At 38.1% G+C, this 15,772-nt stretch carries 14 protein-coding genes; 9 read left to right on the plus strand and 5 right to left on the minus strand.

Translation table 11 applies throughout. The features are described from left to right. Positions 1-142: 142 nt before the first annotated feature. The gene (locus M1E96_RS05025; RefSeq protein ID WP_272580241.1) at positions 143-490 is read right to left on the minus strand and encodes a YacC family pilotin-like protein; all 348 of its coding nucleotides are present in this window, start codon (positions 488-490) and stop codon (positions 143-145) included. Positions 491-874: 384 nt separating this feature from the next. Here M1E96_RS05025 and cueO point away from each other — a divergent pair, with 384 nt between their 5' ends. The 3 genes from cueO to hpt all read left to right on the plus strand — a co-directional run bounded on the left by cueO (position 875) and on the right by hpt (position 4,802). Then, entirely contained in the window at positions 875-2,506 is a 1,632-nt protein-coding gene (cueO, locus tag M1E96_RS05030; protein WP_272580240.1) for a multicopper oxidase CueO, read from the plus strand. Positions 2,507-2,765: 259 nt separating this feature from the next. Beyond that, positions 2,766-4,070, plus strand: coding sequence for an MFS transporter (locus M1E96_RS05035; RefSeq protein ID WP_257644808.1), 1,305 nt, complete (start codon positions 2,766-2,768; stop codon positions 4,068-4,070). A 195-nt stretch (positions 4,071-4,265) separates the two neighbouring features. Then, positions 4,266-4,802: a hypoxanthine phosphoribosyltransferase gene (gene hpt / locus M1E96_RS05040; RefSeq protein ID WP_140181539.1), complete on the plus strand. Its 537-nt coding sequence runs from the start codon at positions 4,266-4,268 to the stop codon at positions 4,800-4,802. Between the two features lie 213 nt (positions 4,803-5,015). On the opposite strand, the gene can is transcribed toward hpt, so the two are convergent. Further along, positions 5,016-5,669, minus strand: a complete 654-nt coding sequence (gene can / locus M1E96_RS05045; protein ID WP_070927735.1) for a carbonate dehydratase — start codon at positions 5,667-5,669, stop codon at positions 5,016-5,018. A gap of 395 nt (positions 5,670-6,064) precedes the next feature. On the opposite strand from can, the gene M1E96_RS05050 reads away from it, so the two are divergent. The 6 genes from M1E96_RS05050 (at position 6,065) to M1E96_RS05075 (ending at position 13,483) form a co-directional block, all read left to right on the plus strand. Next, positions 6,065-7,006, plus strand: a complete 942-nt coding sequence (locus tag M1E96_RS05050) for an ABC transporter ATP-binding protein (protein ID WP_070927733.1) — start codon at positions 6,065-6,067, stop codon at positions 7,004-7,006. After that, positions 7,003-7,773, plus strand: coding sequence for an ABC transporter permease (locus M1E96_RS05055; RefSeq protein ID WP_070927731.1), 771 nt, complete (start codon positions 7,003-7,005; stop codon positions 7,771-7,773). The genes M1E96_RS05050 and M1E96_RS05055 overlap by 4 nt, the downstream gene beginning before the upstream one ends. An 826-nt stretch (positions 7,774-8,599) precedes the next feature. Then, positions 8,600-9,169 carry a fimbrial protein gene (locus M1E96_RS05060; protein WP_369096735.1) on the plus strand — a complete coding sequence of 190 codons (570 nt, stop codon included), beginning with the start codon at positions 8,600-8,602 and terminating at the stop codon, positions 9,167-9,169. A 57-nt stretch (positions 9,170-9,226) separates the two neighbouring features. Then, positions 9,227-9,907: a molecular chaperone gene (locus tag M1E96_RS05065; protein ID WP_349489795.1), complete on the plus strand. Its 681-nt coding sequence runs from the start codon at positions 9,227-9,229 to the stop codon at positions 9,905-9,907. A 25-nt stretch (positions 9,908-9,932) separates the two neighbouring features. Next, positions 9,933-12,425: a fimbria/pilus outer membrane usher protein gene (locus M1E96_RS05070; RefSeq protein ID WP_272580237.1), complete on the plus strand. Its 2,493-nt coding sequence runs from the start codon at positions 9,933-9,935 to the stop codon at positions 12,423-12,425. A gap of 14 nt (positions 12,426-12,439) precedes the next feature. Continuing rightward, entirely contained in the window at positions 12,440-13,483 is a 1,044-nt protein-coding gene (locus M1E96_RS05075) for a fimbrial protein (RefSeq protein WP_272580236.1), read from the plus strand. Positions 13,484-13,534: 51 nt separating this feature from the next. Here the strand turns inward: M1E96_RS05075 and panD are convergent, their stop codons facing one another. The 3 genes from panD to panB form a co-directional block, all read right to left on the minus strand. Continuing rightward, positions 13,535-13,915: an aspartate 1-decarboxylase gene (gene panD / locus M1E96_RS05080; protein WP_070927781.1), complete on the minus strand. Its 381-nt coding sequence runs from the start codon at positions 13,913-13,915 to the stop codon at positions 13,535-13,537. A gap of 47 nt (positions 13,916-13,962) precedes the next feature. Further along, the gene (gene panC / locus M1E96_RS05085; protein WP_272580235.1) at positions 13,963-14,826 is read right to left on the minus strand and encodes a pantoate--beta-alanine ligase; all 864 of its coding nucleotides are present in this window, start codon (positions 14,824-14,826) and stop codon (positions 13,963-13,965) included. A 143-nt stretch (positions 14,827-14,969) separates the two neighbouring features. Further along, a complete protein-coding gene (panB, locus tag M1E96_RS05090) occupies positions 14,970-15,761 on the minus strand; it encodes a 3-methyl-2-oxobutanoate hydroxymethyltransferase (protein ID WP_272580234.1) in 792 nt (263 codons plus the stop codon). Positions 15,762-15,772: the final 11 nt, after the last annotated feature.

The raw sequence follows: 15,772 nt of genomic DNA on the forward strand, positions 1-15,772 counted from the left end.
GACTCGTCATGTTTCAAGTTACTGCATTTTATATTGGGGCATGGTGACTTACGTTTTCTGATGTCAGTCACTGTGTTTTCTAAGTTCCCTAGCAGCTGATTGGCAGGTCTTTTAGTTGCTCCTTGAATGACTTAGCGTTTCGTTATTTGACGTAAGCGAATAATCCTAGTGAGTCGCGAGCCAAAGATTGACATTTAAACTCCTGAGAAAGAGGGATCCCTTTGAGATCATTGTAGCTTTCCTTATTTAACTGGGTCATTTTACTGGAATCATAATCACCGAGATCCCATTTGTTACTACGAGCGAAGTAAATAATGGCACGTTCAATTTCTCGATCGGGAATTTGCGAATAACCACAGTCATATTTTAAATAAATGAAAACCGCCGTCAGATCAGCAAGATCTTCAGCTTCATTGGGGCTTAGTGCTCTGGCAGAATGTGTTATCCCTAACAGAGTAATGAGGTAAAAAATTACGGTAAATTTGCGCATTCAATATTCTATCTGTTTTTTATGTCAAGTAACGTTAACATAATAATAGAATTGTTAGTCAAGTATATTTTTCTTAAATCTGTGTAATATACCCATAATAACTCTGTGGTTTCCTTGACCTTCCTGTAAGGGGAAGCTTTATCATTTTTAGATATTCTCATCATCATTCAAGTTGCAACGCCTCTCGCTAAGGTATGTGGACTACACTCACTCGTGCTAGTCACCGTGTTTTCTGTGCTCAAAGCGACTTATTGACGGGCGTCTAGCTGGATCTCGAATTATTTAGAGAATATTAAACCATATTTTGTTTCTAAACGATAATCTCAAGTAGAGCTATTGGTTTAATTATCTTATTGATTTGATAAATAAAAAGGAAGGTTATCAATGTTACGCCGTGATTTCATTAAGTTAAGTGCCCTAGCTTATGCCGCAAGTGCGCTACCTATGTGGAGCCGTATTGCGGTCGCCGCGGAAAATTTCCCAGCTCTAGCTATCCCGCCACTGATTGAGCCTGATGCACAAGGTAATATCCAATTAGCGATTAAACAAGGTGTATCCCAGTTTGTTCCGGGTAAAAAAACCACCACATGGGGATATAACGGTGATCTGCTTGGCCCTGCACTTAGTCTGAAAAATGGGCAGAACGTCAATATTAATATCGCTAACCAACTTTCTGATGAAACTACCGTGCATTGGCATGGCCTTGAAATCTCGGGTGAACAAGATGGCGGGCCACAAGCTATTATCGCTTCAGGCGCTAACCGTCAGGTAAATTTTACGGTCAATCAACCTGAAGCAACCTGCTGGTTCCATCCTCATACACATGGAAAAACAGGTTACCAAGTTGCCATGGGATTGGCTGGGTTAGTCATTATTAAAGATGATGAAAGTAATAAGCATGGTTTACCAAGTGATTGGGGAATTAATGATATCCCAGTGATCTTACAAGATAAACGCCTTAAAGATGATGGGCAGATTGATTATCAGTTAGATGTAATGAGTGCTGCTGTTGGTTGGTTTGGGGATCTCATGCTGACCAATGGGGCAGTATTTCCAAAACACGTTGCGCCTAAAGGTTGGTTACGCTTAAGACTACTTAATGGCTGTAACGCACGTAGCCTCAATATTTCTACCAGCGATGGGCGAAAAATGTATGTTGTCGCAAGTGATGGTGGGTTATTAGCAGAGCCAATAGCTGTTACTGAGCTACCTATTTTAATGGGGGAGCGCTTTGAAGTTCTGATTGATGCGAGAGATGGGCGTGCTTTTGATTTAGTCACACTACCTGTGAACCAAATGGGAATGACGATCGCACCCTTTAACCAACCGCTACCCGTTTTGCGTATTGAAACGACGATGAGCACAGGAGAAGGAAAACTTCCTGAGCAATTGGCTACTATTTCAGCTATCCCTTCTTTAGCCGGTCTAACTCGGCGGCGTTTTCATCTGATGATGGATATGCGTTTAGATATGCAAGGAATGATGATGCTGCGTGAACGCTACGGTGACCAAGCAATGGGCAACATGGCAGGGCACGGTGCTATGATGAACGGCCATATGATGTCAAATAGTGGAAACAGCGGCATGATGAGTCATGGTGGCATGAATCAACGTAATATGGGAAATATGGGCGGCGGTAATCATTGTGGTATGGGTAGTGGCGAATTAAATATTCATAATGCTAATACTATCAATGGCCAAGCATTCTCTATGACTGAAGCTGCGTTTAATGCACCAATCAATCAGCAAGAGATCTGGGTCGTTTCAGGGCGGGGCGATATGATGCTTCATCCATTCCATGTTCATGGAACACGATTCCGTATCTTAAAAGAAAACGGGCGAGCTGTTGAGCCTCATCGACAAGGTTGGAAAGATATTGTCAAAGTCGAAGGCCAAGTGAGTGAGATATTAGTTGAATTTAAACATCCTGCGACTCAACAACATCCTTATATGGCGCACTGTCATCTATTAGAACATGAAGATACAGGTATGATGATGGGCTTTACGGTCAGTTAAAATTCGCCAACCAACCTTCGATAAGCCATCATAAAATACCTTGATGGCTTTTTTATTGAAACTTTTGACTCATTTAATTTTATTCAGCATCTATACTCTAAATAATTCATGGTGCAGATAGACGACAAGTGAAGATAGTCGGGGAGCATAGATAAACTATGTGATTCGGCTAGCTGAACGAGGTCAACAACGCTGCAACTTGAAGTATGACGAGTATATACTCTAGATAATAATTACAACACTCATCTGAGTCCAAAATATGCAAAATTCAAATGAAATGGCTATCAGTTCATATAGTCATAAGCGAGCTTTACTTGCAGGTTCGGTTGGTAATTTTATTGAGTGGTATGAGTTTGCTATCTATGGTTTCCTTGCCACTATTATAGCTCAAAACTTTTTTAGCTACTCAGGAGAAGAATCACAGATTACGGCGATCCTCTTAACCTATGCATCATTCGCTATCGCTTTCTTTTTTAGGCCATTGGGCGCACTGATATTTGGACGCATTGGGGATAAGTTAGGCCGTAAACCGACACTCATATTTGTGTTAGTCATGATGACGCTAGTCACCACTGCGATTGGTTTTATACCTACTTATGCAACTATTGGCGTTGCAGCACCGATTATTATTACTTTGTTAAGGATTTTCCAAGGCTTATTTGCGGGTGGTGAATATGGTGGCGCGGTTTCATTAATGACGGAATCTGCACCAAAAGGGAAAAGAGGGCTATTTGGTGCTTGGCAATCGTTCACTGTTGCTCTAGGTCTGTTAGCTGGTGTTGGCGTAGTGTCTTTACTTTCTTTTTTAATGAGTACAGAAAGTTTACATGATTGGGGATGGCGGATCCCTTTCTGGTTAGCATTACCAATGGGGCTGTTGGCTTTATGGTTGCGATACAACATGGAGGAAACACCAAGTTTCGTGTCTGCTCAACAAAAAGAACAATCAGAAACGAATGCGGCTAAAGTCGATATCTTCAAAGCCATTTTCCTTGGTATTGGACGATTAATGGCTTGGTCTGCCGCAGGGTATGCCTATTTAGTGATCATGCCAACCTATCTTCAATCATCACTGCATACTGATTTTAATACCGCGTTATTAATTGCCGTTATTTCAAATGTTGGCTTTGCGGTGACTATCCTCCCTGCTGGAATGCTCAGTGATAAAATAGGGCGACGTAATATTATGGTACTAGCCACTATTTTATTGTTAGTGTTCTCGTTACCACTTCTAAAGATATTACAAAGTGAATCATCGACTTTATTGATCAAAGCGGTGGTGGTTTTTATTGCGGGTGGGATCGTGGGCCTACTTGCAGGGCCTGGTCCTGCGATGCTAGCCGAGATGTTTCCAACCAAAGTTCGCTATACAGGACTAGGATTGGCTTACTCGTTATCTAATGCGGTATTTTCAGGCTGTGCAGGTCTTATCATTACCGGTTTGATCAAACAAACGGGTAATCTTGATATTCCAGCATGGTATGTGATGGCGACAGCGCTGATCAGTTTATTGGCTCTGCTGACCTTGAATAAAAACGATCACCTTCGTGCTCTGGATGATTAAAAAAGCGAGAACAGACATTAATTGCTAAAAAACGGCTGTTGGTAAAAATCAATCACAGCTATTTTTCGCCAATCGTGAGTTCTGGTATACTCTTCGAATTATGTTCTCATTTTTTCTTACGCACTGTTTTTATTTAGGGTAAGCGGCTGTAGGTAATATGAGTTTTTGGTGTTAAAACAAATAGGTATTGGTAAATTGAAACATACTCTTGAAGTGATGATCTCTGAAGAAGCGCTGAGCCAGCGTGTTGGTGAACTCGCAGAAAAAATCAGCGCACACTATAAAAACGTTGATGGTGAGCTGGTTTTAGTTGGCTTATTAAAAGGCTCTTTTATTTTTATGGCGGATCTGTGCCGTAAAATTGATGTTCCTCACGAAGTCGATTTCATGACCGTTTCAAGCTACGGCAATGCAATGAATTCAAGCCGCGACGTTAAAATTGTCAAAGATTTAGACGAAGACATCCGCGGTAAACATGTATTGATTGTTGAAGATATTATTGATTCAGGGAACACCTTAAACAAGGTTCGTGAAATTTTTGAATTGCGTGGACCTAAATCTGTTGCGATTTGTACATTACTGGATAAACCATCACGCCGTGAAGTTGACGTGCCCGTTGAGTGGATTGGTTACTCAATCGAAGATAAATTTGTGGTTGGTTACGGTATTGATTATGCACAGCAATATCGCCATTTACCCTATATTGGCCATGTGACTTTGATTGAAGAGTAATAACTCGGTATATACGTTATACTTCAAATTATTTTAAGTTCATATCGTCATAGGTACTAAATAACAAAGGGCTACTCGGATGAGTGGCCCTTTGTTTTGCTAAAGCATATTACTTACACAATTCAAGTTGCAACTAGGCGAATAGTGCAAATGAGCATAGCCACTATATCTCAACAAAAACCGCTGCAACTCGAACTTTAATTTGTAAAATATTTATTTTTTATTTGTCAGCTTAGCAATCGCCTCACGATAGCAAAGCTCCAGTTTTTCTCGACTATCTGCGGTGGTATGTAGGTCATGTAAGCGACCATTATTGATACCGTAAACCCAGCCGTGGATCATCACTTTTTGCCCACGTTTCCATGCTGATTGCATAATGGTTGAGTGACCTAGATTGTACACCTGCTCAACCACGTTCAATTCACATAAACGGTTTAAACGCTCGCAAGGTTTCAGCTCGCCGAGCATTGAGCTGTGTCTGTACCAAATATCACGGATGTGTAGTAGCCAGTTATTAATTAGGCCGAGTTCGGTATTATCAACCGCCGCTTCAATACCACCACAACCATAGTGACCACAGATAATAATGTGTTCAACTTGCAGGACATCAACAGCATATTGGATCACTGATAAACAGTTTAAATCTGTGTGAATAACAAGGTTTGCAACGTTGCGGTGTACGAAAAGATCGCCTGGAGCTGCATTGATTAATTTTTCAGCAGGTACTCGGCTGTCTGAACAACCTATCCATAGGAATCGTGGTTTCTGCGCTTTAGATAACTCTTTAAAAAACTCAGGATTTTCTTCTTTTACTGAAGCTGACCAAGCTTCATTATTCGCGAACAGCTCTTCAATTTTTCTCATCATGACGTATAGCCTAGTTGTGTTACTTTACGTTAAAATCTTATACAGTATTTCTTAATTAATAGTTTGTTGCATTAATTATTGCATCCTATGATGCTCATTTTATTACAGGCATACCATCTTGGTATTATTAACTATATGAATTAAATAGCATATACCCATTTACTCTTTCTGCATAACGGTGCCAGTAAAAAAATGGCATCATAGACTCGTCATACTTCAAGTTGCAGCGGTTTTTGTTGAGGCATAGTGGCTATGTTCACTCGCTACGCATTACATGCTTATGTATGTTCCTTGTGACTCATTGACTTGCCGCTGAGCTGCGCCTCGAATTATTTCGAGTTTAACATTATTATATTGCTACTAAACTGCCCCAAGAATAAAGGTGTTTTTTACATATGACTTACGCACTTGAGTTATCGCAATTAACCAAAACCTATTCAGGTGGCGTGAAAGCGTTGCGAGGAATTGATCTAAGCGTAGAAGATGGTGACTTTTATGCATTACTTGGCCCCAATGGCGCGGGTAAGTCCACAACGATAGGAATTATTAGTTCTCTGGTTAACAAAACCAGCGGATCAGTAAAAGTTTTTGGTTATGATTTAGACAAACAAGTGGTCCTAGCCAAACAACAGTTGGGTTTAGTCCCACAAGAATTTAACTTTAACCCATTTGAAACCGTATTACAGATAGTCCTTAATCAGGCCGGTTATTACGGTGTTTCACGTTCTGTTGCTCATCAAAGGGCACAAACGTATCTCTCTCAACTGGATTTATGGGAAAAACGTGATGAGCGCGCGCGTAATTTATCGGGTGGGATGAAACGCCGGTTAATGATTGCACGTGCTTTGATGCATGAACCTAAATTGCTCATTTTAGATGAACCAACAGCGGGTGTTGATATAGAGCTACGTCGCTCAATGTGGAGCTTTTTGAAAAAGCTGAATGCGCAAGGTACCACCATTATTTTAACCACTCACTATCTGGAAGAAGCAGAGATGCTATGTCGTAATATTGGGATCATTCAACATGGAGAATTAGTTGAAAATACCAGTATGAAACAATTGCTGAGTCAATTGGAATCTGAAACTTTTATTTTTGACCTTGGTGCCAAAAGCCCTATCCCTGAATTGAAAGGTTATGAAACACGTTTAATTGATACCTCAACTTTGGAAGTGGATGTTAAGAGGGAACAAGGGTTAAACGGTGTATTTAGTCAGCTAAATGAGCAAGGAATTGAAATTGTCAGTATGCGTAATAAAGCTAACCGTTTAGAAGAGTTGTTCGTGAACTTAGTAAAAAGAGATAACGGTGTTGCACCTTTGGAGGAAACAAAATGATTTCTCTGTATTGGGTTGCACTAAAAACGATTTGGATTAAAGAGATCACTCGTTTTGCTCGTATCTGGGTACAAACCTTATTACCGCCTGTCATCACTATGTCGCTCTATTTTGTCATTTTTGGCAACCTAATTGGCTCCCGAATTGGCGAGATGGGAGGTGTTGATTATATGCAATTTATAGTACCAGGCTTGATCATGATGGCAGTCATCACAAACTCTTACTCGAATGTTTGCTCTTCATTCTTTGGTTCTAAATTTCAAAAAAATATAGAAGAGCTTCTGGTCGCTCCTGTACCGACCCATGTGATTATTGCGGGTTTTGTTGGTGGTGGAGTCGCTAGGGGAATTTTAGTTGGTTTGTTGGTAACTGTTGTATCGTTATTTTTTATTCCGTTACAAGTGCATTCATGGATGATGATTGTAATCACGTTGTTACTGACGGCGATTGTTTTTTCGTTGGCGGGTTTGTTAAACGCTATTTTTGCTAAAACCTTTGATGATATTAGTATCGTACCAACCTTTGTATTAACCCCCTTGACGTATTTAGGTGGTGTATTTTACTCATTGTCATTATTGCCTCCATTTTGGCAAGCTGTATCCAAATTAAACCCAATCGTTTATATGATCAGTGGTTTTCGGTATGGTTTTTTAGGGATTGCAGATGTATCAATTGCGGTAACTCTAGGTGTATTACTTATCTTCTTGGTCGTATTTTATGCGTTAACATGGTATTTAATCGAGCAAGGTAGAGGTTTAAGAAGCTAATTTAAGTAGGTGCTTTTACTTAGTAAGCTAAGTAAGCAAATATTTAAATGATAATTTATCTGCGGTAACTATTGAAATTTACATTTAATATAGGGTGGCCATTTAAAATGGCCAAAGTTAAATAAAGGATAATATCTGTAATATAATTCTCTTGTGGAAAATGATATTACTACCGCGATGGAAAGATTAAATAAGAGGTGATTTTTTAGGTTATAATTACTCTTGTAACAATATTGATGGCTTCCTAATAACAATGTAAATGTATTTTAAAAACCAAGGTGAAATTCACCTTGGTTTTTTGCTTTATATGAGTAAATCATGATGTCTTTTTGGTCTAAATATGACTTGTTTGGTGGCGTTATCATCATGTTACTCCAAAAAAGTGTAAAAAAATAATGCAATTTATATGAGTAAAGTAATTTGAGTTGTCTACATCAATGATGTGTAATTCATTGATAATAAAATATTTTTTGTTTTAGCTAAATGGATGATAAATTATTGATATAAGTCAATAAATTAATTCCTTTAAAAACAATGGTTTATTTCTTTCTAAAATATGTGCCGTATATCAATAAATTCATCTTTTGAAAGATTTATATAAATACATAATTATATTCCTCAACTATACTCTTCTTACGGGTTACCTATGAGAGGGCTAATAATTTATTATTACTTTTAAAATCTCAATATCATTAGCGGGATCTGTTAGATCAATCTTTGAATAATAAATTGGCAGGCATAGTTTCGCCTAGAAATAATTTCATTGATTGAACTTAAAATAAGTAAAATTACTATTAATAACAATGAATCTTATATGGGGATATAAATGCAAATTTTATCAACTAAAAGTATCTTAATGGCTACGATTATTTCTAGCTTTTCTTTTTCTGCATTAGCTGAAGAGCAAACAGGTACAATATCATTTAAAGGGCTTATTTATAACGCTACATGCACTATTAATCTTAATGATTCCTACTCGCCTGACGCCGAGGTTAAAATGGGTCGTTTTGCAACCAGTGAATTTAATGGTGAAGATGATGAAGTCGGTGGTACTGGTGGTGATGGTAAATTAAAAATAGAACTTATTGATTGTCCAGATCAAGGAACAGTGACTATTAATTTAATGGGTAAGGCTAAACGTTATGATGACACTATTTTAGAACTAGATAATGAAGGCAGTGCTGGTGTTGCAAAAAATGTAGGTATCCGTATCTATCATGAAGATGACTTAGCAAATCCAATCGTGGTTGATGGAAGTAAAAGTCAAGATATCGATGTATCAGGAAATAGCTCTGAATGGCGTGGTACATTTATTGCTAAATATGTAAGTACGGATGATACCGTAGAAGCTGGACAGGCGGATGCAACTTTAAATTATAAAATCACCTATAAATAATTTAAAAACGCAGATTATTTAATATTAATCTGCGTTAATTTTTTGGAGCTAAATATTGTGTTTGCGAAAAAATTAGTATCTATTCTATTGGTAACTTTGAGCTCAATTTCAACTTGCTATGCAGGGTTTGGTTTAGAAACAACCCGCGTTGTTTATCATGAGAAAGATAAAAGTGAAGGCGTTGTTGCATTTAATAGTGATAAAAATAGAAATTATTTACTTCAGTCATGGGTTGAGGACATAAAAGGGAAAATTACTCAAGACTTTGCTGTGACACCACCATTATTAAAATTAAGAGCAGAACAAAAAAATACCATTCAGTTAACGAAAATAGCTGAACTACCTAATGATAGAGAATCATTGTATTGGCTGAATGTGAAGTTTGTCGCACCTAGTAGTGAAGATCTAGAAAATGTTTTACGTTATTCGATGACAAATCGAATCAAGTTAATTTATCGACCAAAAAATGTGTCGGATAAGAAACTAGCAGTATCCATTAATGAGTTGAGTTGGAGTTATACACCATCAGGTATAAAAGTAACTAATCCAACACCTTTTTTCATCAATATTGCAACGTTAAAGATTAATAATAAAGCTATTGAGGCTCCTAGCTATTTAGAACCGTATTCTGAATCGATAATTAAACTCCCTAAAGCAATTAATGGAGATAAAAACATCACCCTAAACTATATTGATGATTTTGGTAAGGGGCTAGATGTTAATTACTTCATAAAATAATAACCATACAAAAGAGTAAAGGGACATGAAGCATAATTATCAGAAAACGTATTCTTTATTATCTATTTCGATTACCATTTTATTAACTACATTTCCACTTTATATTAGAGCAGCAGACTACTATTCCCCTAGCTTGTTGAATATTGCAGGCATGGATACGCAACTCACTAACGAAGACTTAGATGTTTTTAAAGAAAACGATCTAGCACCTGGAGATTATTACGTAAAATTTTATATTAATAATAATCATATTTTCTCTAAAGAGGTTAAGTTTGTATTAATGCCTGGGGATAATGACACTAAAACGTTAATACCTTGCTTCAGTTTAACTGAATGGGAAAGCTTCGGTATCGATTTTCATAACCCTCAGAGCATAGAGCAAGAATGCTTCAATATTAATCGTATTGAGTATATGAAAAGTTATCTTGACTTAAATACAAGGGTTTATTCACTGTCCATACCACAAGCAATGATTAATAAAAAAAGAGTTAACGAAATAGAGGAAAAAAAGTGGGATAACGGTATTCCTGCTGTTTTTATTAACTATTCATTTTCATCGTTTAACCGTTATGAACATGGAAAGTTTGATGATAACTATTATGGCAATATTCAAACCAAAGTTAACTTTGATGCTTGGCGATTTCGCAATTATTCTACTTGGTCTAACAATGTAAATGAAAAAAACAAATGGAATAATATTAGTAATACCATTTCAAGAAATATCAATGTAATTAAAAGCGAATTAACATTAGGTAATTTATATACTAGTTCACAACTGTTTGATTCTTTTAAGTTTAAGGGGATCAAGTTAGCCACTGATAGGCAAATGGAACCTTATGATTTAACGAGCTATGCACCAAGTGTTAACGGTATTGCTAATTCTGAAGCAGTAGTTACTATCGTACAGAATGATCAAGTTATCTATAAAAAGAGCGTTCCTGCTGGACCTTTCGAAATTACTGATTATTATCCAATGAGTAATGGTGGAAATCTGTATGTTTCTGTGCAGGAATCAAACGGTAGTGAAGTTAACTTTATCGTTCCTTTTTCTTCGATCGCATTTTTAGAGCGAAAAGGAAGCATTAAATATAGTCTCGCTAGCGGTAAGTATGATGGTAATAACAAAGGTGATGGCACTTATATCAATGAAGCTGAAATCTACTATGGTTTAACTGATTATGTCACCATTTTTAGTGGTGTTTTGCTGGCCAGTGATTACCAAGCTTATGCGTTTGGTTCCGGTTTTAACCTTGGTAACATCGGTGCGATTACAGCAGACATTGTGCATTCTAAGGCTAACCTTACTAACGATGTATTGAATGGCAATGCATTTAGAGTCAACTACTCGAAAAGAATTGAATTAACAAATACTAGCGTTACATTAGCGGGATTCCGTCATTTTGATACTGATTTTTTAAATATAAATGATGCGTTTTCCTATGATGAAAAATACCAAAGTAATAATGATAAGTTAAAAAATGAATATACATTATCACTGACACAGCCAATATTTAATAATTCTAGCTCAATTAATTTAAATACTGTTGTTTATCAATATAGTAGCGGAAACAAACAACAGTCATATAATGCGGGTTTTAATAGTAATATTAATAGAATTACTTATAGTATCTACTATACATACTCAAAAGGTCAGCAATTTAACCCTGACAATAAAAGCGCATACAATTTAAATTTGAATATGAGTGTGCCATTTGATCTCTTTGATCGTTCTATGCACGTTAACTATGGCATATCAACTGATGATCAACATCGAACATTACAAACAGCTCGATTAAGTGGTAATTATGGTGAGTCGTACAGAGGAAATTGGGATATCTACCAAAGTTATGGCGATAAAGGTGTTGGTTATGCAGGTGGACTCAGTACTGCTTACCGTTCTAGTTATGCAGTAATGAATGCAGGCTATGCATATAGCGAACACAGTAAAAATTTAAATTATGGCATCAGCGGTGCATTTGTTGGCACTCAATATGGTGTGGTATTAGCACCATCAATGCAAGAAACGAGTGCATTGATATTAACAAAAGGTGCTCAAGGGGTCGGTGTGATTAACGGGCAGTCAGTTGAAACCAATTCTTCTGGATTGGCTATTGTGCCAGGTATTGCACCTTACCGTAAAAACACCTTAGCGATTGATACAAAGACGCTGCCAGAAGATACCGAAATTGAAAATAACATTATTAATAACGTTATTCCGACAAAAGGTGCTTTGATTCTGGCAGATTTTGAAGCGAAAAAGGGCTACAAAATATTATTTAAGTTGAAACATTCAACATATAAAGAACTGCCTGTCGGTGCTAAAGCCATTGAAGAGGATGGCGCGACACATTTAGTTTCCAACTTTAATACCCTATATTTGGTCACAGAAAAGCCTACAGGAAAAATTAAGATTAATTGGAAAAATGAAGGCGTTTATGAGTCTTGTTCTATGGATTATAACGTTGAGCATAATTTATCAAATAACGGTCTTTATTTAATCAATTCAGACTGTCGATAGCAGGATAAATAATAATGAGATATCAAATAGATAGATTTTATACCTTTGCTTTAAATTTCATATTATTACTATTCTGTAATGGCTTTGCATTTGCTGCTCAAGATTGTCAGGAGGGCGGAGAAGGACAAAATCATTCGACAATGCGAGCTACTATAGAAGTAAAATTAAGCGGTGTTATAAAACAACATGACGAATTAGGGCGCTTTAATTTTGAGCGACAAGGCGGTCGTGGTGGAGTCGCTAAGTGTGGTGTTGATGCGCAAGTATACGGCTATGCAACTTATGGGGAAGGCAGTGGTATTTATGCAAGGTATTATGGTGATATCAATGGCCAACCTGCTTACCATGTCCATGCTGGAGGCCCTGCAAATATTGTTTATGTTTTAATTGATAATAGAACGGGTTTAGCATTTCGTAACCGTCCAGGGCAAGAAATACCTGTACCTGAAGGCCAACTTATGCCGCTGGATTTAACCGTTATCCTCTATGCGGCAAAAGATAATCCACAAGAAACAACATTTAATAACTCTGTGATTGGTGCTGCTTTAATTAAGAGGCATAGTACTGGTGGCGGAACGACACGTGTTGGTTACACTTATGAGCTAAAAGGTAAAGTGATTAGTGCACCGACATCATGCACTGCTCAAAATACTGATCTGGCTTTTAATTTACCGCGCTTACCAACTACGGCATTTTCATCAATAGGTTTTCCATCAGAATCATCGGCAGTGGAAGAAAATATGAATATTGTTTGTACTGGTAATGTATCTGCAAAAATAAAATTACAGGCAAACAAAACTGAAAGTTATGATGGTAAAGAATCCATTATTAAAATTGATAATGAAGGCCAAGGCAGTAACGCGAGTGGGATTGGTTTTGTTGTGAAATCACCATTGAGTGAGGATACGGTATTAGTTAATCAGCAATTTGTAAAATTGGCCGACTTGCAAAAAGGGGAAACAACGGTTCCTTTAAAAGCGGAGTATTATCGCTATGGAAAGAATATCAAAGCTGGTAAGGCCGAAGCGACAGCGCAGTTTGTATTACAGTTTGATTGAGACATAAAGAGATTTGTTAGCACCTTAATATAGCGGTGCTAACAAAATGGATTAAGCAACCTGTACTGGTACCGCTTTGGCTACACGGCTCATAATGTTATCGCCATCAAAATAAGCCACCTTCGGTTGGTGGTGGCGAGCGTCTTCATCGCTCATATTAACGTAAGAACAAATAATCAGTTTATCGCCAACAGCAGCACGGCGAGCTGCGGCGCCATTGACAGAAATGATTTTGGAGCCTCTTTCACCAGCGATTGCATAGGTTGAGAAACGCTCGCCATTATCTACGTTATAAATATCAATAGCTTCGTACTCTAAGATACCCGCTGCATCCATAAAATTCTGATCAATTGCACAAGAGCCTTCATAATGTAGATCGGCTTGTGTCACTGTGACTCTGTGTAGCTTACCTTGTAACATTTTTCTTAACATAATAGTCATCTGCCATCTTAATCGAGGTGCTGTGTTTGCTTGTTGTTTTACGACGAAATGGTGGGTAACTCAACCTGTAAATTATCAATCAGGCGAGTTTGCCCTAGCCACGCAGCCATTAAAATAACGGCTTTTTTCGTTGTGTTAGTCAGCGGTGCTAGTGTTTCGGCATCACGAATAAATAATTCATCGGGTGTGAAACCTGTTTGACGCAGGGACTCATTCATTTCTTGAATAAGGGTGTCTGCCGTTTCAGGTGCAGCAATAAGCTTCTCTGAAGCTTGCTTCATTATGTTATACAATTGAGGTGCAACTTTTAGCTCATCAGCGGAAAGGTTATTATTTCTTGAGCTCAGCGCTAAGCCATTTTTAGCCCTAACAATGGGAACAGCGACAATCTGCGTATCAAAGGAAAGATCATGCACCATCTTACGGATTAATTGTAGCTGCTGAAAATCTTTTTCACCGAAGAATGCTAAATCAGGTTGTACTAAATTAAATAGCTTAGTGACAACCGTTGATACACCACGGAAATGACCAGGACGGCTGGCACCTTCTAAAATTGACGACAGCTCTGGCACTTCAACAAACGTTTGTTTTTCCATTCCTTCTGGATAAAACTCTTTTGCAGATGGCGCAAATACAAGATTGATACCACTGCGTTTTAGTTTTTCACAATCTTCTTGTAGTGTGCGTGGGTAGTTTGCTAAATCTGATTGGCGATCGAATTGCATCGGGTTAACAAAAATACTAACAATAACAATATCTGCTTGTTGTTTTGCTTCATCAATTAAAGTCAGGTGCCCATCATGGAGATTGCCCATAGTTGGCACTAGCGCAATACGCTTGCCATCAAGTTTCCAGCGGCGGATCTCGCGGCGAAGTATAGGTGACGTTTCGACGATCAGCATAAGTGCATTCCTTATTATTGGATCATATACTCGTCATACTTCAAGTTGCAGCGTTGTGCACGAGTCACATCGTTTTCTATGTGCTTAGAAATTCGTTTATAAGTCGTCAAGCTGCACCTTAAATTGTTTAAAGTATAATCAAATTATTCAAACGAGTGAGTTTCATTTGGGTAAAGACCCGTTTCAACTTCTTGGATATAGAGTCGTACAGCATCTTGGATATTGCCGGCTTGCGCAAGAAAGTTTTTTGCAAACTTAGGTGGGCGAGCAGTGATCCCTAATGCATCATGCATAACAAGGATTTGACCATCAGTTCCATTTCCTGCACCGATACCAATAACAGGTAACAGAAGCTCTTCGGTAATGTCATTCGCTAGAGAGGTCGGTACACATTCCAAAACTAATAACTGCATACCTGCATTTTCCAAAGCGATGGCATCTTTCATTAGTTGGTTTGCGGTGACTTCATCACGTCCTTGAACCTTATAGCCACCAAGGATATTCACTGCTTGTGGTGTTAGTCCTAAATGACCGCAGACAGGAACAGAGCGTTCACATAGCATTTTGACGGTATCACATAACCAGCTGCCACCTTCAATTTTTACCATGTTAGCACCTGCTTGCATTAGCACTGCTGCATTAGTGCAAGCTTGTTCAGGAGTGGCATAACTCATAAATGGCATGTCGGCAATAATAAATGCGTCAGGAGCACCTTTACGGACACAACGGGTGTGATAAGCGATTTGCTCAACGGTAACAGGCAGGGTGCTGGATTCACCTTGAATGGTCATTCCTAAAGAATCACCGACAAGCATGACTTGGATCCCTTGCTCTGCAAACAATTGGGCAAAGCTAGAGTCATAAGCCGTCATGGTAGCGAATTTACGTTTATCTTTTTTGAACTGACCCAGATCAGCCAGAGAAATTGGTTTCATTATAATAACCT

It is taken from the genome of Providencia sp. PROV236, from assembly GCF_033676985.1.
Lineage (GTDB): Bacteria > Pseudomonadota > Gammaproteobacteria > Enterobacterales > Enterobacteriaceae > Providencia > Providencia manganoxydans.

Bases quoted from the DNA above. Each gene is read 5' to 3' on its own strand.
- M1E96_RS05075 (WP_272580236.1), top strand. From the start codon at position 12,440: ATGAGATATCAAATAGATAGATTTTATACCTTTGCTTTAAATTTCATA.
- M1E96_RS05060 (WP_369096735.1), top strand. From the start codon at position 8,600: ATGCAAATTTTATCAACTAAAAGTATCTTAATGGCTACGATTATTTCT.
- M1E96_RS05055 (WP_070927731.1), top strand. From the start codon at position 7,003: ATGATTTCTCTGTATTGGGTTGCACTAAAAACGATTTGGATTAAAGAG.
- M1E96_RS05025 (WP_272580241.1), bottom strand. From the start codon at position 490: ATGCGCAAATTTACCGTAATTTTTTACCTCATTACTCTGTTAGGGATA.
- panD (WP_070927781.1), bottom strand. From the start codon at position 13,915: ATGTTAAGAAAAATGTTACAAGGTAAGCTACACAGAGTCACAGTGACA.
- cueO (WP_272580240.1), top strand. From the start codon at position 875: ATGTTACGCCGTGATTTCATTAAGTTAAGTGCCCTAGCTTATGCCGCA.
- M1E96_RS05070 (WP_272580237.1), top strand. From the start codon at position 9,933: ATGAAGCATAATTATCAGAAAACGTATTCTTTATTATCTATTTCGATT.
- M1E96_RS05050 (WP_070927733.1), top strand. From the start codon at position 6,065: ATGACTTACGCACTTGAGTTATCGCAATTAACCAAAACCTATTCAGGT.
- can (WP_070927735.1), bottom strand. From the start codon at position 5,669: ATGATGAGAAAAATTGAAGAGCTGTTCGCGAATAATGAAGCTTGGTCA.
- M1E96_RS05035 (WP_257644808.1), top strand. From the start codon at position 2,766: ATGCAAAATTCAAATGAAATGGCTATCAGTTCATATAGTCATAAGCGA.
- panB (WP_272580234.1), bottom strand. From the start codon at position 15,761: ATGAAACCAATTTCTCTGGCTGATCTGGGTCAGTTCAAAAAAGATAAA.
- panC (WP_272580235.1), bottom strand. From the start codon at position 14,826: ATGCTGATCGTCGAAACGTCACCTATACTTCGCCGCGAGATCCGCCGC.